At 67.4% G+C, this 18750-nt stretch carries 17 protein-coding genes and 1 tRNA gene; 15 read left to right on the plus strand and 3 right to left on the minus strand.

The features are described 5' to 3' along the window. The first annotated feature begins 2 nt into the window (after positions 1–2). From hflK to WG898_RS14465, 6 genes are all read left to right on the plus strand, one after another. The gene (gene hflK / locus WG898_RS14440) at positions 3–1298 is read left to right on the plus strand and encodes an FtsH protease activity modulator HflK (protein ID WP_339603493.1); all 1296 of its coding nucleotides are present in this window, start codon (positions 3–5) and stop codon (positions 1296–1298) included. Positions 1299–1316: 18 nt separating this feature from the next. After that, positions 1317–2219, plus strand: a complete 903-nt coding sequence (gene hflC, locus WG898_RS14445; RefSeq protein ID WP_339603494.1) for a protease modulator HflC — start codon at positions 1317–1319, stop codon at positions 2217–2219. An 18-nt stretch (positions 2220–2237) separates the two neighbouring features. After that, on the plus strand, positions 2238–2426 hold the full coding sequence (locus WG898_RS14450; RefSeq protein WP_339603495.1) for a DUF2065 domain-containing protein: 189 nt from the start codon (positions 2238–2240) through the stop codon (positions 2424–2426). 101 nt (positions 2427–2527) lie between these two features. Further along, positions 2528–3691, plus strand: coding sequence for an ATP phosphoribosyltransferase regulatory subunit (locus tag WG898_RS14455; RefSeq protein WP_339603496.1), 1164 nt, complete (start codon positions 2528–2530; stop codon positions 3689–3691). Between the two features lie 54 nt (positions 3692–3745). Then, positions 3746–5083 (plus strand): adenylosuccinate synthase, encoded by a 1338-nt coding sequence (locus tag WG898_RS14460; RefSeq protein ID WP_339603497.1) that lies wholly within the window; start codon positions 3746–3748, stop codon positions 5081–5083. Positions 5084–5143: 60 nt separating this feature from the next. Beyond that, positions 5144–5665, plus strand: a complete 522-nt coding sequence (locus tag WG898_RS14465) for a phosphoribosyltransferase (RefSeq protein WP_339603498.1) — start codon at positions 5144–5146, stop codon at positions 5663–5665. Positions 5666–5828: 163 nt separating this feature from the next. On the opposite strand, the gene WG898_RS14470 is transcribed toward WG898_RS14465, so the two are convergent. Further along, a tRNA-Leu gene (locus WG898_RS14470) sits at positions 5829–5913 on the minus strand. A gap of 120 nt (positions 5914–6033) precedes the next feature. Between WG898_RS14470 and rnr the strand changes: the two genes are divergently transcribed. Further along, the gene (gene rnr / locus WG898_RS14475) at positions 6034–8307 is read left to right on the plus strand and encodes a ribonuclease R (protein WP_444718947.1); all 2274 of its coding nucleotides are present in this window, start codon (positions 6034–6036) and stop codon (positions 8305–8307) included. Positions 8308–8340: 33 nt separating this feature from the next. On the opposite strand, the gene WG898_RS14480 is transcribed toward rnr, so the two are convergent. Both WG898_RS14480 and WG898_RS14485 read right to left on the minus strand, forming a co-directional pair. Continuing rightward, complete coding sequence (locus tag WG898_RS14480) at positions 8341–9843, minus strand: NAD(P)H-hydrate dehydratase (protein ID WP_339603499.1); 1503 nt, start codon at positions 9841–9843, stop codon at positions 8341–8343. A 10-nt stretch (positions 9844–9853) separates the two neighbouring features. Further along, positions 9854–11140 carry an FAD-dependent oxidoreductase gene (locus tag WG898_RS14485; protein ID WP_339603500.1) on the minus strand — a complete coding sequence of 429 codons (1287 nt, stop codon included), beginning with the start codon at positions 11138–11140 and terminating at the stop codon, positions 9854–9856. A gap of 270 nt (positions 11141–11410) precedes the next feature. Between WG898_RS14485 and rpsB the strand changes: the two genes are divergently transcribed. From rpsB to rseP, 8 genes are all read left to right on the plus strand, one after another. Continuing rightward, positions 11411–12157 (plus strand): 30S ribosomal protein S2, encoded by a 747-nt coding sequence (gene rpsB, locus WG898_RS14490; protein ID WP_339603570.1) that lies wholly within the window; start codon positions 11411–11413, stop codon positions 12155–12157. A 117-nt stretch (positions 12158–12274) separates the two neighbouring features. Further along, positions 12275–13171, plus strand: coding sequence for a translation elongation factor Ts (gene tsf, locus WG898_RS14495; RefSeq protein ID WP_285232900.1), 897 nt, complete (start codon positions 12275–12277; stop codon positions 13169–13171). A 106-nt stretch (positions 13172–13277) separates the two neighbouring features. Next, the gene (gene pyrH / locus WG898_RS14500) at positions 13278–13988 is read left to right on the plus strand and encodes a UMP kinase (protein WP_339603501.1); all 711 of its coding nucleotides are present in this window, start codon (positions 13278–13280) and stop codon (positions 13986–13988) included. A gap of 48 nt (positions 13989–14036) precedes the next feature. Further along, positions 14037–14597, plus strand: a complete 561-nt coding sequence (gene frr, locus WG898_RS14505; protein WP_339603502.1) for a ribosome recycling factor — start codon at positions 14037–14039, stop codon at positions 14595–14597. A 52-nt stretch (positions 14598–14649) separates the two neighbouring features. Continuing rightward, the gene (gene uppS, locus WG898_RS14510; RefSeq protein WP_444718950.1) at positions 14650–15327 is read left to right on the plus strand and encodes a polyprenyl diphosphate synthase; all 678 of its coding nucleotides are present in this window, start codon (positions 14650–14652) and stop codon (positions 15325–15327) included. A gap of 1 nt (position 15328) precedes the next feature. After that, on the plus strand, positions 15329–16177 hold the full coding sequence (locus WG898_RS14515; protein WP_339603504.1) for a phosphatidate cytidylyltransferase: 849 nt from the start codon (positions 15329–15331) through the stop codon (positions 16175–16177). Next, positions 16174–17382 carry a 1-deoxy-D-xylulose-5-phosphate reductoisomerase gene (gene ispC, locus WG898_RS14520; RefSeq protein ID WP_339603505.1) on the plus strand — a complete coding sequence of 403 codons (1209 nt, stop codon included), beginning with the start codon at positions 16174–16176 and terminating at the stop codon, positions 17380–17382. The genes WG898_RS14515 and ispC overlap by 4 nt, the downstream gene beginning before the upstream one ends. Further along, positions 17379–18749: an RIP metalloprotease RseP gene (rseP, locus tag WG898_RS14525; protein WP_339603506.1), complete on the plus strand. Its 1371-nt coding sequence runs from the start codon at positions 17379–17381 to the stop codon at positions 18747–18749. The genes ispC and rseP overlap by 4 nt, the downstream gene beginning before the upstream one ends. Position 18750: the final 1 nt, after the last annotated feature.

Here is an 18750-nt window from a genome sequence, read left to right on the forward strand (position 1 = left end):
GCATGAATCACTCCGCGAGCGCGCGCTCCAAGACGCCCTTCACCGCGACGGCACAGGCGGCGCGTGCCCTGTTGGCGCGGCTGCTGACGCCCGCCGGCTGGCGCGCCGGCCGCCATCTGAACAATGGCCGCAACGACGGCCCGCCGGACCTGGACGAGCTCTGGCGCGACTTCAACCGCAAGCTCTCCGGCATGTTCGGCGGCCGCGCCAGCAAGGGCAGTGGCCCCGACAACGGCGGCGGCAACAACAACAATTTCCAGCCCGACATCAAGAGCGCCGGCATCGGCATGGGCCTGATTGCCGGCGTGGTGGCGCTGGGCTGGCTGGCCAGCGGCGTCTTCATCGTGCAGGAAGGCCAGCAGGCGGTGATCACCTCCTTCGGCAAGTACAGCAAGACGGTGGATGCCGGCATCCAATACCGCCTGCCTTACCCCTTCCAGGCCAACGAGGTGGTGCCGGTGACGCAGTTGCGCTCGGTGGAGGTGGGGCGCAATGCGGTGGTGCAGGCCACCGGCCTGCGCGACTCGTCGATGCTGACGCAGGACGAGAACATCGTCGACATCCGCTTCACCGTGCAGTACCGCCTCAAGGATGCGCGCGAGTACCTGTTCGAGAACTTCCGTCCCGACGAGGCGGTGGTGCAGGCGGCCGAGTCGGCGGTGCGCGAGATCGTCGGCAAGAGCAATATGGATTCAGTGCTGTACGAGCAGCGCGACGCCATCGCCGCCGAACTGGTGAAGTCGGTGCAGACCCAGCTGGATCGCCTCAAGGCCGGCATCCTGGTGGTGAATGTGAACGTGCAGAATGTGCAGGCCCCCGAGCAGGTGCAATCGGCCTTTGATGACGCCTTCAAGGCCGGCGCCGACCGCGAACGCCTGAAGAATGAGGGCGAGGCCTATGCCAACGACGTGATCCCCAAGGCGCAGGGCGAGGCCGCCAAGCTGCGCGAGCAGGCCGAGGGTTACAAGGCGCGCGTGGTGGCACAGGCGGAGGGCGACGCGCAGCGCTTCAAGAGCGTGCTGGCCGAGTACCAGAAGGCACCGGCGGTGACGCGTGACCGCATCTACATCGACACCATGCAGCAGGTCTATTCCAACGTCAGCAAGGTGATGGTGGACAGCCGCTCGGGCTCCAACCTGCTTTATCTGCCGCTCGACAAGCTGATCCAGCAGTCCGGTGGCACGGTGACGAGTAGCTCGCCGCTGCCGACGCCGAATACCGATGGCAGTGCGCCCGCGCAGACCAGCGATGTGCGTTCGCGCGATGGCCTGCGCAGCCGTGACCGCGATGGTCGTTGATCGGGAGGAAACAAGAACATGAACCGCATTGCCTCCATCGTCGCCGGCGCGCTCGTCGCCTTCATGCTGCTGAGCTCCACGCTCTTCATCGTTGACCAGCGCCAGTTTGCCGTCGTCTACGCCCTGGGCGAGATCAAGGAAGTGGTCACCGAACCGGGCCTGAAGTGGAAGTTGCCGCCGCCCTTCCAGAACGTGGTGTTTCTGGATCGCCGCATGCAGACCCTGGACAGCCCCGAGTCGCGCCCCATCTTCACCGCCGAGAAGAAGAGCCTGGTGATCGACTGGCTGGTGAAGTGGCGCGTCGCCGATCCGCGTCAGTTCATCCGCAACAGCGGCGCCGACATGCGTAATCTGGAGAATCGCCTCAGCCCCATCGTGCAGGCGGCGCTCAACGAGGAAGTCACCAAGCGCACCGTGCGCGCGGTGCTCGCCACCGAGCGCGAGAAGGTCATGAACGACGTGCAGAAGCGGCTCTCCGACGAGGCCAAGCAGTTCGGCATCGAAATTGTCGACGTGCGCGTCAAGCGCGTGGACTTCTCGGCCAATATCACCGAGTCGGTCTACAACCGCATGAAGTCGGAGCGCGCCCGTGTGGCCAATGAGCTGCGCTCCACCGGCGGCGCCGATGGCGAGAAGATCCGCGCCGACGCCGACCGCCAGCGCGAAGTGATCGTGGCCGAGGCCTACCGCGACGCGCAGAAGATCAAGGGCGAGGGCGATGCCAAGGCCTCGGCCCTGTATGCCGAAGCCTTCGGCCGCGACCCGCAGTTCGCACAGTTCTACCGCTCGCTGGAGGCCTACCGTTCGAGCTTCCGCAGCAAGTCGGACGTGATGGTGGTGGACCCGAGCAGCGAATTCTTCAAGGCCATGCGCAACGGCGGGCCGGGTGGTGCCGCCGCCGCCACGCCGGCGCGCAAGTAAGCCAGCCGCTGCCAGCCCATGTCGGATCTGCTGCTGGGCGCCCTGGCGCTGATGCTGGTGATCGAAGGCCTGCTGCCCTTTCTCAATCCGACGCTGTGGCGGCAGGTGTTCCTGCGCGTGCTGGCAATGAGCGATGGGCAGATCCGCTTCGTCGGGCTCTCCAGCATGCTGATGGGCCTACTGCTGCTCTACGTGCTCTACAACTGAGCCTGTTGTTGTAAGGCCGTCGCAGACCGCGATGGCGGGCTATTGCCGAGCGGCCGTGGCCTGCCGGTACAATGCCGCTTTTAATCCCCCCCAATACGTCCATGTCCTCAGCTTGGCTGCTGCCCGAGCACATTGCTGACGTCCTGCCGTCCCAAGCCCGTCGCATCGAAGAGTTGCGCCGCGAATTGCTGGACATGGCGCGGACCTACGGTTGCGAACTGGTGATGCCTCCGCTGCTGGAGCATCTGGAGTCGCTGCTATCCGGCACCGGTCGCGAACTGGATCTCAAGACCTTCAAGCTCGTCGACCAGCTCTCGGGTCGCAGCCTGGGTCTGCGCGCCGACACCACGCCGCAGGTGGCGCGCATCGATGCGCATCTGCTCAACCGTGCCGGTGTGACGCGCCTGTGCTACTGCGGCCCGGTGGTGCACACCCGACCCGATGGCCTGCATGCGACGCGCGAGCCGCTGCAATTCGGTGTCGAGATCTACGGCCATGCCGGCCTGGAGGCCGATCTGGAGGTGCAGGAGCTGGCGATCGATGCGCTGCAGCGCGCCGGCCTGCGCGAGGTGACGCTGGACCTGGGCGATGCGCGCCTGGTGCGTGGCGTGCTGGGCGATGTGCAGCTGTCGGCCGATCTGCTGGATGCGGTGGTGGCGGCGCTGGCGAGCAAGGATGCAGCGGCGCTCAAGGCGCTGAGTTCGGACCTGCCCGCGCCGGTGGCGGCGGGTCTGCAGACCCTGCTGTCGCTGTATGGCGGCGTCGAGGTGCTGGCGCAGGCGCGCGCCCAACTGCCCGCGCATCCGCTCATCGGCGCGGCGCTGGACGATCTGGAGTGGCTGTCCAGCCATGTGCGCCACACCCATCCCGAGCTGCGCCTGGGCTTCGACCTGTCCGACCTGACCGGCTACGCCTATTACAGCGGCATGCGCTTCGCACTCTATGTGCCCGGCTGCAGCCATGCGGTGCTGCGCGGCGGCCGCTATGACGAAGTGGGCGCGGTGTTTGGCCGCCGCCGTCCGGCGGTGGGCTTCAGCCTGGACCTCAAGACACTGGTGGGCCTGTGCCCAGCGAGCGCGCTAAGCGCCGCGGTGCGCGCGCCCTGGGGCGAGGATGCCGGCTTGCGTGCGGCGATCCGCCGCCTGCGCGCCGAGGGCGCCACGCTGGTCTGCGTGCTGCCCGGGCACGAACACGAGAATGACGAATTCGATTGCGACCGCGAACTGGTCAGCGTTGACGGTCAGTGGGTGGTGCGCGCGCTGTGATCGCCCGATCCAGCCCCTCCACCGATAACAACACAGCATTGGACGAGCAAGAAAATGAGCAGCAGTGAAATCGCGCGTGGCCGAAATGTGGTCGTCGTGGGCACCCAGTGGGGTGACGAGGGCAAGGGCAAGGTGGTGGACTGGATGACCGATCACGCCGACGGCGTGGTGCGTTTCCAGGGCGGCCACAATGCCGGCCATACGCTGGTCATCAAGGGCGTGAAGACGGCGCTGCAGCTGATCCCGTCGGGCATCATGCGCGACGGCGTGGCCTGCTATATCGGCAATGGCGTGGTGGTGGATCCCACCCATCTGCTGTCCGAGATCGAGCGCCTGGAAAAGGCCGGCGTGGACGTACGTTCGCGCCTCTACATCAGCGAGTCCTGCCCGCTGATCCTGCCCTTCCATGTGGAAGTGGACAAGGCGCGCGAGGCGCTGCGCGAGAGCAGCGGCAGCGGCAAGATCGGCACCACCGGCAAGGGCATAGGCCCGGCCTATGAAGACAAGGTGGCGCGCCGCGCCCTGCGCCTGCAAGACCTCAAGCATCCCGAGCGTTTCGCCAAAAAGCTCAAGGAATTGCTGGAGCTGCACAACTTCGCCCTGACCGGCTATCTGAACGGCAAGGCGCTGGAGTTCCAGCCCATCTACGACCAGGCCATGAAGATGGCCGAGCAGCTGCTGCCCATGATGGCCGACGTGGGCTATATGCTGCACAAGGCCCACCTGGCCGGCGCCAACATCCTGTTCGAGGGCGCCCAGGGCACGCTGCTGGACATCGACCACGGCACCTATCCCTATGTGACCTCCAGCAACTGCGTGGCCGGCAATGCCGCCGCCGGCGCCGGTGTGGGCCCGCAGATGCTGCACTACATGCTGGGCATCACCAAGGCCTACACCACCCGCGTGGGTTCGGGCCCGTTCCCGACCGAGCTGGAATGGGAGAAGGAAGGCACGGTGGGCTACCACCTCAGCACCGTGGGCCAGGAGAAGGGCACCGTGACCGGCCGTGCGCGCCGCTGCGGCTGGCTGGATGCGGCCGCGCTGAAGCGTTCCATCATCATCAACGGCATCACCGGCCTGTGCCTGACCAAGCTCGATGTGCTCGATGGCCTGGCCGAGATCAAGATGTGCGTGGGCTACGAGCTCGCCGGCCGCACCCTGGACATTCTGCCGCTCGACGGCGACGAGATCGCGGCCTGCCAGCCGGTCTACGAGACCTTCCCGGGCTGGACCGAATCGACCTTCGGCGTGACCGAATGGGACAAGCTGCCTCTGAACGCGCGCCGTTATCTGGAGCGCGTGCAGGCGGTGATCGGCGCGCCCATCGACATGGTGTCCACCGGCCCCGACCGCGAGCACACCATACTCTTGCGTCACCCCTACAAGGCCTGAAGGCTCGTCCGAGCAAGACCTGACCCCGCACCGCACCAATCCAAGCAGGAGACCTTTTCTATGTTGACCGACGACGGCAAACACCTGTACGTGTCCTGGGACGAATACCACATGCTGATCGAGCGCCTGGCACTCAAGGTGCATGCCTCGGGCTGGGAGTTCGACCAGATCCTGTGCCTGGCGCGCGGCGGCATGCGCCCCGGCGACGTACTCTCGCGCGTGTTCGACAAGCCGCTGGGCATCATGTCCACCAGCTCCTACCGCGCCGAGGCCGGCACCATCCAGGGCCGCCTGGACATCGCCAAGTACATCACCATGCCCAAGGGCGAACTGGCCGGCCGCGTGCTGCTGGTCGATGACCTGGCCGATTCGGGCGTGACGCTGCGGGCGGTGGTCGAGCGTCTGCGCGGCATGCCCTCGATCAGCGAGCTGCGCTCGGCGGTGATCTGGACCAAGGGCGTGTCGAGCTACACGCCCGACTATTACGTCGAGATGCTGGACACCAGCCCCTGGATCCACCAGCCCTTCGAGGAATACGACGATATGCGCCCGGACGCGCTGGCCAAGAAGTTCGTGGTCTGAGCCCCTGGCGCCGCAGATGCCCCAAAACCAGCCGCTGGGCTGGTTTTGTTGTGATGAGGGTGCAGCAATTCGCCGCGCCACAAAGCAAAATGGCCACATGCTTTGCAACATGCAGCCATTCGATTTTCTGACTTTCAACTCGACGAATCAGCAAGCTGAATCGTGGTGCCCAGGAGAGGACTCGAACCTCCACGGAGTTACCCGCTAGTACCTGAAACTAGTGCGTCTACCAATTCCGCCACCTGGGCAAGGTCCAGAGAACTTTGAAATGACTGTTGAAGTCGATTTCTAGGTTCCGGCGTTTCAGGAAAGAAAAGGATTCTATCATCAAAAATTTCAAGTCCGCAAGCCCGAGCCAGGGCGCGCTGTTGAGCGAGGTCGAGGGCACGCTGCAAGGCCATCGTGACGGCCACGGTTTCCTGATTCCGGACGAGGGTCAGACCGACATCTACCTGTCCCAGCAGGAAATGCACGCGGTGATGCATGGCGACCGGTTGCGCGTGCGCGTGGTGCGCTTCGACAAGCGCGGCCGCCCCGAGGGGCGCGTGCTGGAAATCCTCGAGCGCAAGAAGAAGCCCATCATCGGCCGCCTGCTGCTGGAGAGCGGCATCTGGCTGGTGGCGCCGGAGGACAAGCGTTTTGGCCAGGACATCCTGATCCCCAAGAACGCGATCGCCAATGCGGCCGCGGGCCAGATCGTCTCGGTCGAGCTGACCGAGCCGCCCTCGCTGTATTCGCAGCCGGTGGGGCGCGTGGTCGAGGTGCTGGGCGAGATCGACGATCCCGGCATGGAGATCGAGATCGCGGTTCGCAAGTACGAGGTGCCGCATGCCTTCAGCGCCGAGACGCTCACCCAGGCCGGCAAGCTGCCGGATCGCCTGCGCGCTGCCGACCTCAAGCAGCGCATCGACCTGCGCGACGTGGCCCTGGTCACCATCGATGGCGAGGATGCGCGTGACTTCGACGATGCGGTCTATTGCGAGCCGCACAAGCAGGGGCGCGGCAAGAGCGCCTTCAAGGGCTGGCGCCTGCTGGTGGCGATCGCCGATGTCAGCCATTACGTCAAGCCCGGCGAGCCGCTGGACCTGGATGCCTACGAGCGCGCCACCTCGGTCTACTTCCCGCGCCGCGTCATCCCGATGCTGCCGGAGAAACTCTCCAACGGCCTGTGCTCGCTGAATCCGCAGCAGGATCGCCTGGCCATGGTCTGCGACATGCTGGTGACGGAGGAGGGCGTGACCCACGCCTACCAGTTTTACCCCGCGGTGATCTGCTCGCAGGCACGCCTGACCTACACGGAAGTGGCGGCGGTGCTGGGCAACACGCATGGCCCCGAGGCCGCCAAGCGCAGCGAACTGGTGCCGCATCTGCTGCATCTGCACGAGGTTTACCGTGCGCTGCTGTCGGATCGCCAGAAGCGCGGCGCGGTGGATTTCGACACGGTGGAGACGCAAATCGTCTGCGACGACAACGGCCGCATCGAGAAGATCATGCCGCGCGTGCGCAACGAGGCCCATAGGCTGATCGAGGAGGCGATGCTGGCCGCCAATGTCTGCGCCGCGGACTTCATCGCCGATGCCAAGCACCATGCGCTGTTTCGCGTGCACGAGGGCCCGACGCCCGAGAAGCGCATGGCCTTGCAGGCCTATCTGCGCGCCTTGGGCCTGGGCTTGGGCCTGAGCGACGAACCCACGCCCGGCGAGTACCAGGCGATTGCCCAGGCCACCAAGGACAGGCCCGACTCGACCCAGATCCACAGCATGCTGCTGCGCTCGATGCAGCAGGCCAACTACACCTCGGCCAATGCCGGCCACTTCGGCCTGGCCTATGCGGCCTACACGCATTTCACCAGCCCGATCCGGCGTTATCCCGATCTGCTGGTGCATCGGGTCATCAAGGCCATGCTGATGGGCAAGCGCTATTTGCTGGATGCCAGCAAGATGAAGGTGCCGATGCCGCCCAAGCGGCCGGGCCGCGCCAAGCCCCTGGATCCGGCGCTGGCCTCCACCGAGCTGGAGCGCTGGGAAGTCGCGGGTGCGCATTGCAGCGCGAATGAGCGGCGTGCCGACGAGGCCTCGCGCGACGTTGAGGCCTGGCTCAAGTGCCGCTATATGCGCGAGCATCTGGGCGAGGAGTTTGCCGGCACGGTCAGCGCGGTGACGAGCTTCGGCCTGTTCGTGCAACTCGAGGCGCTCTATGTGGAGGGCCTGATCCACATCACCGAGCTGGGCGGCGAGTATTTCCGCTTTGACGAGGTGCGCCAGGAGTTGCGCGGCGAGCGCACCGGCATCCGCTACGCCACCGGCGCGCGCGTGCAGGTGCAGGTCAGCCGCGTGGACCTGGACGGCCGCAAGATCGACTTCCGCCTGGTGCGCGACAGCGAGGAAGCGCGCATCGTCGCGCGCGCCCAGCGCGACAAGCATGGCCATGCGGTGGCCGTGGCGGCGCCGGTCACGGCGGTCGAGGCGCTGGAGCAGGTCAAGCGCAGCGACCGCGAATTGAAGGCCGAGCGCAAGGGTGGCAAGCCGGCCGCTCGCGGTGGCGCCGGCGGCAAGGGCACGGCGCCTGCGCACCCGATCAAGGCGGCGCGCAAGACGGCGCGTGGCGCGGCCGAGCCGCGGCCGCGCAGCAAACGACGCTGATCAGGCGCTGATCGGGCGCTGATCGGGCGCTGATCAGCCGGGGCGGGGCGCATGCAGGGCATGCATGCGCTCGATCAGCTCGGCGGCGCGCAAGGGGCCATGCAGGCCCTGGGCGGCCGCGCCATGCCAGTAGGCGGCGCTGCGCGCGACTGCCTGTGCATGTGCTTGCGAACGACGCGCCCACATCCCCCCCAGCCAGCCGGCCAGCACATCGCCGCTGCCGGGCGTGGCCAGGGCGGCATTGCCGCTGCTGTTGACGACCGGCAACTCGCCCGGGCTGGCGATGATGCTGCCCGAGCCCTTCAGGATCACGGTGCACTGCAGGCGCTCGCCGAGCGCGGCAGCGGCGCCAAGCCGATCGGCCTGCACCTCGGCCGCGCTGCGGCCCAGCAGCCTTGCGGCCTCCAGCGGATGCGGGGTCAGGATGCTGGCCAGGCCCTGTGCCGCGCGCTGGCGCAGCAGGGCTTGCAAGGACGGATCGGCGGCGATGGCGTTGAGCGCGTCGGCGTCCAGCACCAGGCGGGCGGCGCGCGCCAGCAGGGCGGGCAGCACGCCGCGCACGGCCGCACCGCCACCGCAGCCACACACCAGGGTCAGGCCTTGCCAGTGTTCGGGCGAGGCCAGGCGCGCCTCGGGCCAGCGCATCAGCTCGGGGCGGGGCGGCCAGGGGGCTTGTTGCTCGCTGTCTTCCAGCAGGCAGACATAGACTCGGCCGGCGCCCGCGCCCAGGCCGGCGCTGCCGGCCAGCCAGGCGGCGCCGCGCATACCGGGCGCGCCGCCTATCACCAGCAGATCGCCCTGGCTGCCCTTGTGGCTGCTGTGCGAGCCGGGCGCCTGCCAGTCGCGCAGATCCGCACCGGAGCTCAGCCAGGCATCGGCGGGCTGATTCGGTGTGGTGCCCAGGTCATCGAACCAGATCTCGCCGGCGTGGTCGCGGCCCTGGGCGGTGAACAGTCCGGGCTTGAGACTCAGCAGCGCCAGCGTGTGTTGCGCGCGCACCGCCGCGGCGCCGGCAAGCGCGCCGCTGTCGGAGCACAGACCGCTGGGCAGGTCCACCGCCAGCACCGGGCATGACTGCCGGTTGATGAGGGCGATGGCCTCGGCCAGCGCGGCGCTGGGCGCGCGGCTGAGCCCCAGGCCCAGCAGCGCGTCGATGACGAGGTCCGGCGCGGCGGGCGCGTCCGCCAGCCGGCTTTGTATCGCCAGCCCTGCGGCCTGCGCGGCGTGCAGCGCGGCCGCGGCATCGGCGGGCAGGGGCTTGCCCTCGTCGAGCAGGGTCAGATGTACCCGCAGCCCCGCGCTAGCGAGCAGGCGGCCGGCCACCAGGCCGTCGCCGCCGTTGTTGCCGGGGCCGCAAAGCACCCAGACGCTGCGCGCCAGCGGCGCGACCGCGCGCGCCAGTTTGGCCACGGCCAGTCCGGCGCGTTCCATCAGGGCCTGCGCCGGCAGCCCGGCCTGCGCGGCGGCCTCCAGCGCGCGGCAGCTGGCTTGGTCGTGCAGTGCCAATGCCGTGCTGGCGGGCAGGACCTTGATCATGGTGCCGACTCTAGCCGAGCCTGAGCAGGCCCAGGCTGCTGATTTCCGTGGGCGCGGCGCGTCCGGCGATGCGCTCGGCCAGGGCCTTCGCACTGCCGCAGGCCAGCGCCCAGCCGCTGGCGCCATGGCCGAGGTTGAGCCATACACCGGCCTGGCCGCTTTCGCCCAGCAGGGGCAGGCCATCCGGCAGCAGCGGCACGCTGCCGCTCCAGGCCTGCACCGAGGCCAGGTGGGCGGCGCCGGGAAACCAGTCGTGCAAGACCTTGTGGAGCTCGGCCATGGCAGCAGCCGGTGCCCGCGCCGGGGCCGTGCCCATCGCCATTGCGCCCGCCACGCGCACACGCAGGCCTTGTCGGCTCAGGCTGACGCGCTGGGCCAGATCCAGCAGCCCGGCGCGCGGCCCGAGGTCGGGATGGGCCTCGAACTGGCGCAGCGGGGCGGTGATGGAATGCCCGTGCAGGCTGGCCATCGGCAGCTTCAGTCCCAGCGGCCGCAGCAGCGCGTCGGCACCCATGGCGGCGCACACCACGATGGCATCGAAGTGCTCCTGCTGCGGCTCCATGGGCATGGGCACGGTGTCGGGGCCGCTGTCGGCACGACCTTTTTCTTCGGCACGGGCCGCGGGCGTCGTGCCCTGCGCGGGCGGGGTGTACTCGTGCAGCAGGGCGGGCGCGCTGCCGGCGTCGATGCGGCGCACCGTGGTGTGGAAGCGAAAGCGCACGCCCAGGCGCTGCGCCTCGGCCTTCAGCAGATGCGCAAACTGCCGGCCGTTGCCGACCTCGGCCTGCGGCAGGTGCAGGCCGCCCTGCAGTGCGGTGTCGGGGCACAGCCCCGGTTCGACGCGCAGGCATTGCGACGCGTCCAGCCACTCGTGCTTGATGTCCAGGGCTGTCAGCGCCGCGGCACCGGCCTGCGCCGCCTTCAGCTCGCGCGCCGTGCGCAGCAACAGTAGCACGCCGTCGGCGCGCTCATAGTCCAGCCGCAGTTCCTGGCGCCAATGCTGCAAGCGGGCCTGGCTCAACAAGGCCAGGCGCTGCGCCTGCAGCTGGTGCTCGGCATGGGCCCTGTGTTTGCGGGCGCGCCAGGCCGACCATTGCCAGGCCGGTTGGGCCAGCACGCCGGCGGCGGGCTGCAGCGCGCTCGGCCAGCCCGGGTGCAGCAGGCCGCCATGGGCAAAGCTGGCATCGGAGGCGACGCTGCCATGGCGCTCGAACACGGTGACTTCGTGGCCTTGCGCGGCCAGCTCGTAGGCGCTGGTGACGCCGACAATGCCGGCGCCAATGATGGCGATGCGCATCTCAACACCCTCCGATCGAGGGCAAGGCGGCGCTGAGGAATTCGTGCACATGCGGGCGCTGCAGGGCGCCGCTCGGGTCCAGGGGCATGGATCGTGTATACTCTTTGGGTTTTGCCGGATGGCGCTCGAATTTTTCGGTGCGTCAGTTTGGCAAGACTAATCGCAAACCCGGCATTCGAAAGGTGTCGTTGCTCCGGTCAGGCGCTCAAGTGAGTGCGCGCCGGGCAACGATTCGAGCCGGATTTTAGAACCAACCTTCGGAGTATTTACATGTCCGTTACGATGCGCGAGATGCTGGAAGCCGGCGTCCACTTTGGTCACCAAACCCGCTTCTGGAACCCCAAGATGGCCCCGTATATCTACGGCCATCGCAACAAGATTCACATCATCAACCTCGAGAAGACGCTGCCCGCGTTCGAGGAAGCGATGAAGTTCGTGCGCCAGCTGTCGGCCAAGCGCGGCAACATCCTGATGATCGGCACCAAGCGTCAAGCGCGCGAAGTGATCGCCCTGGAAGCCCAGCGCGCCGGCATGCCCTATGTCGACCAGCGCTGGCTCGGCGGCATGCTGACCAACTTCAAGACCGTCAAGGGTTCGCTGAAGAACCTGAAGGACATGCAAGCCCAGGTTGATGCCGGCACCCAGCCCGCCATCAAGAAGGAAGCCCTGCTGTTCCAACGCGATCTGGCCAAGCTGGAGAAGAATATCGGCGGCATCCAGGACATGGCTACGCTGCCGGACGCCATGTTCGTGATCGACGTGGGTTACCACAAGATTGCCGTGGCCGAAGCCAAGAAGCTGGGCATCCCCGTGATCGGTATCGTTGATACCAACCACTCGCCCGAAGGCATCGACTACGTGATCCCGGGCAACGATGACTCGGCCAAGGCCGTGGCGCTGTACGCCCGCGCCGTCGCCGACGCCGTGCTGGAAGGTCGCGCCAACGCCACCAACGAAGTGCTGCAAGCCGTGGCGCCCGCCGGTGACGAGTTCGTGGAAGTCAGCGAAGGCGCCTAAAGCGCAATCGCACCCAGGCAAAGGGGCTGATTCAGCCCCTTTTTCGCAAGCCGGGTACTGAAATGGTTTAACCGTGGGGTCAGGTCTTGCCTGCCCCGCGCTCGATGGAGATTGATGATGGCTGCTATTACCGCAAGCATGGTCGCCGAGCTGCGCGCCCGTACCGATGCACCCATGATGGAGTGCAAGAAGGCCCTGACCGAAGCCGAGGGCGACCTGGGCCGCGCTGAAGAGATCCTGCGCGTCAAGCTGGGCAACAAGGCCGGCAAGGCCGCTTCGCGCGTGACCGCCGAAGGCGTGGTCGCCTCGGCCGTGGTGGGCGCGACCGGCGCGCTGGTCGAAGTGAACTGCGAAACCGACTTCGTGTCGAAGAACGACGCCTTCCTGGCCTTCGTGAACGCCATCGCCGGCCTGATCGCCACCGAGGCGCCGGCCGATGTGGCCGCCCTGTCGGCCCTGCCACTGTCGCAAGAAGGCTTCGGCCCGACGGTGGAAGACGTGCGCAAGGGCCTGATCGGCAAGATCGGCGAGAACATGACGATCCGCCGCTTCCAGCGCTATGCCGCCGGCAACAAGCTGGCTTCCTATCTGCACGGCACCCGCATCGGCGTGATGGTCGAGTTCGAGGGTGACGATGTCGCCGCCAAGGACGTCGCCATGCACGTCGCCGCCATGAAGCCGGCCGCCCTGTCGTCGGCCGATGTGCCGGCCGAGCTGGTGGAGAAGGAGCGCAAGATCGCCGCCGAGAAGGCCGCCGAGTCCGGCAAGCCTGCCGAGATCGTCGCCAAGATGGTCGAGGGCTCGGTGCAGAAGTTCCTCAAGGAAGTCTCGCTGCTGGACCAGGTCTTCGTGAAGGCCGCCGACGGCAAGCAGACCGTGGCTGCCATGCTCAAGGAGAAGGCCACCAATGTGAAGAGCTTCACCCTGTATGTGGTGGGCGAAGGCATTGAGAAGAAGGTGGACGACTTCGCGGCCGAAGTGGCCGCCCAGGTGGCTGCTGCCAAGGGGCAGTAAGCCTCCCCAGAAAAGGGCGCCACTAGGCGCCCTTTACACTTGTGCCTGCGGCTAGGTTCACGAGGCCTGGACACGCGGCAACCCTTTACGCTCTGACGAGGTACGAATGCCCGCGCACAAACGCATCCTGCTCAAACTCTCCGGTGAAGCCCTGATGGGCGACGACGCCTATGGCATCAACCGCGCCACCATCGTGCGCATGGTGCGTGAGATCCAGGAGGTCACCAAGCTGGGTGTGGAAGTGGCCGTCGTGATCGGCGGCGGCAATATCTTCCGCGGCGTGGCCGGCGGTTCGGTGGGCATGGACCGCGCCACCGCCGACTACATGGGCATGCTGGCCACGGTGATGAACTCGCTGGCCCTGGCCGACACGATGCGCCAGGAAGGCATGACCGCGCGCGTGATGTCGGCCATCGCCATCGAGCAGGTGGTCGAGCCCTATGTGCGCCCCAAGGCCCTGCAGTACCTCGAAGAGGGCAAGATCGTGGTCTTCGCTGCCGGTACCGGCAATCCCTTCTTCACCACCGATACCGCCGCCGCGCTGCGCGGCGCCGAGATCGGTGCCGAGATCGTGCTGAAGGCCACCAAGGTGGACGGCGTCTACAGCGCCGACCCCAAGAAGGACCCGTCGGCGACGCGCTACTCGCGCATCAGCTTCGACGAGGCCATCACCAAGAACCTGCAGGTGCTGGACGCCACCGCGTTCGCGCTCTGCCGTGACCAGAAGCTGCCCATCAAGGTCTTCAGCATCTTCAAGCCGGGCGCGCTCAAGCGCGTGGTGATGGGCGAAGATGAGGGCACGCTGGTGCACGTCTGAGCGGCGCGAGCCGTTCAGATGGCACTGGGCTTTACTGAGGTTGAGATCATGAGCATTGCAGACATCAAGAAGAACGCCGAAGCCAAGATGGCCAAGTCCGTCGAGGCCTTCAAGAACGAGTTGCACAAGATCCGCACCGGCCGCGCCCACCCGGGCATCCTGGACCAGGTGCATGTGGACTACTACGGCTCCATGGTGCCGATCTCGCAGGTGGCCAATGTGAGCCTGCTGGACGCCCGCACCATCAGCGTGCAGCCCTGGGAAAAAGGCATGGGCGCCAAGATCGAGAAGGCGATTCGCGAGTCCGATCTGGGCCTGAACCCGGCATCGCAAGGCGATCTGATTCGCGTGCCGATGCCCCCGCTGTCCGAAGAGCGCCGCCGCGACCTGACCAAGGTGGTGCGCAATGCCGGCGAGGATGCCAAGGTGGCGGTGCGCAATCTGCGCCGCGACGCCAATGAGCAGGCCAAGAAGCTGCTCAAGGACAAGGAGATCGGCGAGGACGACGAGCGCCGCAGCCTCGACGAGGTGCAAAAGCTCACCGATCGCGTCATCGCCGAGATCGACAAGCTGACCTCGGGCAAGGAAGCCGAGATCCTCGCCGTCTGACGCGCCCGTGACTAGCGAAAGCAAGGCGGTTCCCCGCCATGTCGCCATCGTCATGGATGGCAATGGGCGCTGGGCCAAGAAGCGCTTTCTACCGCGCTTCTTCGGCCACAAGCAGGGCGTGGATGCGCTGGTGAAGATCGTGCAGGCCTGCATAGCCCGCGAGATCGAATACCTGACCGTGTTTGCCTTCTCCAGCGAGAACTGGAAGCGTCCCAGCGACGAGGTCTCGGGCCTGATGGGGCTGGTGCTGGCAGCGGTGTCGCGCTACCTGGCGCGCATGGGGGCCATGGGCGTGCGTATCCGCATCGTCGGCGATCGCGAGGCGGTCTCCGAGAAGCTGCGCAATGCCTGGAACGAGGCCGAGAACGCGACCCGCCACAACACCAAGCTCACGCTCAACGTGGCCTTCAACTACGGTGGCCGCTGGGACATTGTGCAGGCCACCAAGGCGGCCATCAAGGCGGGCGTGCCGGCCGAGCAGATCACCGAAGCCAAGCTGTCGGAGTTCATGGCGATGAGCTATGCGCCGGACCCCGACCTCTTCATTCGCACCGGCGGCGAGGTGCGCATCAGCAACTTCATGCTCTGGCAGGTGGCCTACACCGAGTTTGTGTTCTCCGACTGCCTCTGGCCCGAGTTTGGCGAAGCCCAGCTCGACGCCGCCATCCAGGCCTTCCGCGAGCGCGACCGGCGCTTCGGCGGGGTCAAGCTCTCACCCCAAGAGGCCTGAATTGCTGAAACAGCGCATCATCACCGCCATCGTGCTGCTGGCCATCCTGCTGCCGGCCCTGTTTGCCGCGTCGCCCTGGCCCTTTGCCCTGCTAACCCTGGCGTTGATTGGCGCGGCCGCCTGGGAGTGGGCGCGGCTGAACGGGCTGCCCGGTGCCGGCGCCTGGGGTTTCGGCGTCGTGATCGCCGCGGCATGCGGCGCCACGCTGTGGCTGCTGCGGCTGCAGGCGCCGCCCAGCTGGTGCTGGTGGCTGGCGGGTGGCATCTGGGTGCTGGGCGGCACGCTGGCCCTGCGCGGCGGCCCGGCGGCCTGGCCCAAGGTCTCGCGCGCGCTGCGCCTGGTGCTGGGCGGCCTGGCGCTGTGGGCGGCCTGGCTGGCGATGGCGCAGGCCAAGGCCCAGGGCATCAACTTCCTGCTGTCGATCTTCTGCCTGGTCTGGATGGCCGACATCGCCGCCTACTTCGGCGGCAAGGCCTTTGGCCGCCGCAAGCTGGCGCCCGCCATCAGCCCCGGCAAGAGCTGGGAGGGCGTGTGGAGCGGCATGCTGGGCGTGCTGCTGCTGGGCGTGATCTGGGTGCATGTGATCGACGCGCGTTTCCACGTCGATGCGCCCAGCCTGTTCAGCCTGCTGGCGCATGGCCTGGGTCCGGTATCGCTGCTGGCGCTGTTTTTCCTCGCGGCCATGAGTGTGGTGGGCGACCTGTTCGAGTCCCTCATCAAGCGCGCGGTCGGCGCCAAGGACAGCAGCCAGCTGCTGCCCGGCCATGGCGGCGTACTCGATCGTGTCGATGCCTTGTTGCCCGTGTTCCCCCTGGCCCTGGCCCTGAGTTCCCTTCCCAAGCTGATATGAGCGCACCCTCCATGAACCGCCGGCAACGCGTCAGCGTGCTGGGTTCCACCGGCTCGATCGGCGTCAACACCCTGGACGTGCTGGCGCGTCATCCGGAGCGCTACGAGGTGTTTGCCCTCAGCGCGATGAGCCGGGTCGATGCACTGCTGGCGCAATGCCTGCAGCACCTGCCTCGCTACGCCGTGCTGCCCGACCAGGCCCTGGCCGCCGAACTGCGCGGCAAGCTGCGCGAGCAGGGCGCGCACACCGAGGTGCTGGACGGCCCCGATGCCCTGAGCGAGATCGCGGCCCACCCCGAGGTGGATGCGGTGATGGCGGCCATCGTCGGCGCCGCCGGGCTGGCGCCCTGCCTGGCGGCGGCGCACGCCGGCAAGCGCCTGCTGCTGGCCAACAAGGAAGCCATCGTGGTGGGCGGCGCGCTCTTCATGCAGGCGGTGGAGCAGGGCGGTGCCACGCTGCTGCCGATCGATTCCGAGCATTCGGCGATCTTTCAATGCCTGCCCGAGGACCGCAAGACCTGGCACCAGCGCATCGATCACATCGTGCTGACCGCCTCGGGTGGCCCCTTCCGCAACCGCGCGCCCGGCAGCCTGGCCGAGGTCACGCCGGAGCAGGCCTGCGCGCACCCGAACTGGGTGATGGGCCGCAAGATCTCGGTGGACTCGGCCACCATGATGAACAAGGCGCTCGAGGTGATCGAGGCGCGCTGGCTGTTCAACCTGAGGCCCGAGCAGATCAAGGTCATCATCCATCCGCAAAGCATCATCCATTCGATGGTGGTGTGTCGCGACAACTCGGTGCTGGCCCAGCTGGGCACGCCGGACATGCGCGTACCGATCGCCTATGGGCTTGCCTTTCCCGAGCGTGTCGAGTCGGGTGCCAGCCGGCTCGATCTGCTCAGCACGCCGGGGTTGAGCTTCGAGGAGGCCGATGCACAGCGCTTCCCGGGCCTGCACCTGTCCTGGGCCGCGCTGCGCGCGCGCGAGGGTTCGACCGCCGTGCTGAATGCCGCGAACGAAGAGGCCGTGGCGGCCTTCCTCGACGGCGGCCTGCGCTTCGACCATATCCACCGCGTGAATGCCGAGGCGCTGGAGCAGCTGTTGCCCGCCGCCGATGAATGCGCTAGCGTGGCCGGCTTGCTGGCGCTGGACGCGCGTGCGCGTCGCCATGCACAAGGCCTGATCAAGGCCTTGCGCGCATCATGATCACCTCGCTGCTGGCCTTCGTGCTCACGCTGGGCGTGCTGATCGTGGTGCACGAGTACGGCCATTACCGCGTGGCGCGTGCCTGCGGCGTCAAGGTGCTGCGCTTCTCGGTCGGCTTCGGCCGCGTCATCTGGCGCTACCGCAAGCATCCCGAGGCCACCGAGTTCACGCTCAGCGCCTTGCCCCTGGGCGGCTATGTGCGCATGCTGGACGAGCGCGAAGGGCCGGTGGCGCCAGAGGAACTCACCCAGGCCTTCAACAAGCGGCCGCTGCTGCAGCGCACCGCCATCGTGGCCGCCGGCCCGATCGCGAATCTGCTGCTGGCGGTGCTGCTGCTGGCGGCGGTGAACTGGATCGGCCAGGACGAGCCCAAGGCCGTGCTGGGCGCGCCGCTGGCGGGCAGCCTGGCCGAGCGCGCCGGCATGCGCGCGGGCGACTGGGTGCAGGCGGTGTCGCGCGACGGCCAGGACTGGCAGGAGCTGCGCTCGCTGCCCGAGCTGCGCTGGCAGCTCACGCAGGCGGTGGGCGCACGCGCCAAGCTGTACCTGAATCTGAGCGACAAGGACGGTCACGGCCGCCGCGCCGTGCTGCTTGACACCGATGCGCTGGAGGGCCGCGATCTCGATGCCGCGCTGCTGCGCAAGCTGGGCCTGGGCGGCGCCTATAGCGAGCCGGTGCTGGGCGCGCTGCTGCCCAGCGGTGCCGGTGCCGCCGCCGGCCTGCGCCAGGGCGACCAGGTACTGAGCGTCGATGGCGTAGCGATCCTGGATGCCGCCAGCCTGCGCGAGCGCATCCGTGCGGCCGTCCAGGATGGGCGGCCGCGCACCATGCAGTGGCAGCTGCGCCGCGCCGGCGAGCTGCTCAGCATCGAGGTCACGCCGCGTCTGGCGGACGACGCCGGCAAGACCATAGGCCGCATCGAGGCCATGGTGGGCGCCGCGCCGCAGTTCGTGAAGGTCAGCTATGGCTTTGCTGAAGGCTTGATGAAGGGAGCCGAGCGCACCTGGGAGGTCGCCAGCATGACGCTCACGACGCTGGGCCGCATGCTGATCGGCGAGGCCTCGCTGAAGAATCTCAGCGGGCCGCTGACGATTGCCGACTATGCGGGGCAGTCGGCGCAGCTGGGCATCACGCCCTTCCTGAGCTTTCTTGCGCTGGTGAGCGTGAGCCTCGGCGTGCTGAACCTGCTGCCGCTGCCGATGCTCGATGGCGGACACCTGATGTATTATCTTTTCGAGGGTTTGAGCGGCCGCCCCGTCTCCGAGTGGTGGCTAGCGCAGCTCCAACGCGTGGGCGTGTTCGTGATGCTGCTGATGATGACTCTGGCCCTTTCCAACGACGTGACCCGCTTGCTGGGTCTGCATTGAA

The organism is Paucibacter soli (assembly GCF_037482845.1).
Classification (GTDB): Bacteria; Pseudomonadota; Gammaproteobacteria; order Burkholderiales; family Burkholderiaceae_C; genus Paucibacter_B; species Paucibacter_B soli.

Coding starts and splice junctions, on each gene's coding strand:
- hflK (WP_339603493.1), top strand. CDS start 3: ATGAATCACTCCGCGAGCGCGCGCTCCAAGACGCCCTTCACCGCGACG.
- hflC (WP_339603494.1), top strand. CDS start 1,317: ATGAACCGCATTGCCTCCATCGTCGCCGGCGCGCTCGTCGCCTTCATG.
- WG898_RS14450 (WP_339603495.1), top strand. CDS start 2,238: ATGTCGGATCTGCTGCTGGGCGCCCTGGCGCTGATGCTGGTGATCGAA.
- WG898_RS14455 (WP_339603496.1), top strand. CDS start 2,528: ATGTCCTCAGCTTGGCTGCTGCCCGAGCACATTGCTGACGTCCTGCCG.
- WG898_RS14460 (WP_339603497.1), top strand. CDS start 3,746: ATGAGCAGCAGTGAAATCGCGCGTGGCCGAAATGTGGTCGTCGTGGGC.
- WG898_RS14465 (WP_339603498.1), top strand. CDS start 5,144: ATGTTGACCGACGACGGCAAACACCTGTACGTGTCCTGGGACGAATAC.
- WG898_RS14480 (WP_339603499.1), bottom strand. CDS start 9,843: ATGATCAAGGTCCTGCCCGCCAGCACGGCATTGGCACTGCACGACCAA.
- WG898_RS14485 (WP_339603500.1), bottom strand. CDS start 11,140: ATGCGCATCGCCATCATTGGCGCCGGCATTGTCGGCGTCACCAGCGCC.
- rpsB (WP_339603570.1), top strand. CDS start 11,411: ATGTCCGTTACGATGCGCGAGATGCTGGAAGCCGGCGTCCACTTTGGT.
- tsf (WP_285232900.1), top strand. CDS start 12,275: ATGGCTGCTATTACCGCAAGCATGGTCGCCGAGCTGCGCGCCCGTACC.
- pyrH (WP_339603501.1), top strand. CDS start 13,278: ATGCCCGCGCACAAACGCATCCTGCTCAAACTCTCCGGTGAAGCCCTG.
- frr (WP_339603502.1), top strand. CDS start 14,037: ATGAGCATTGCAGACATCAAGAAGAACGCCGAAGCCAAGATGGCCAAG.
- uppS (WP_444718950.1), top strand. CDS start 14,650: ATGGATGGCAATGGGCGCTGGGCCAAGAAGCGCTTTCTACCGCGCTTC.
- ispC (WP_339603505.1), top strand. CDS start 16,174: ATGAGCGCACCCTCCATGAACCGCCGGCAACGCGTCAGCGTGCTGGGT.
- rseP (WP_339603506.1), top strand. CDS start 17,379: ATGATCACCTCGCTGCTGGCCTTCGTGCTCACGCTGGGCGTGCTGATC.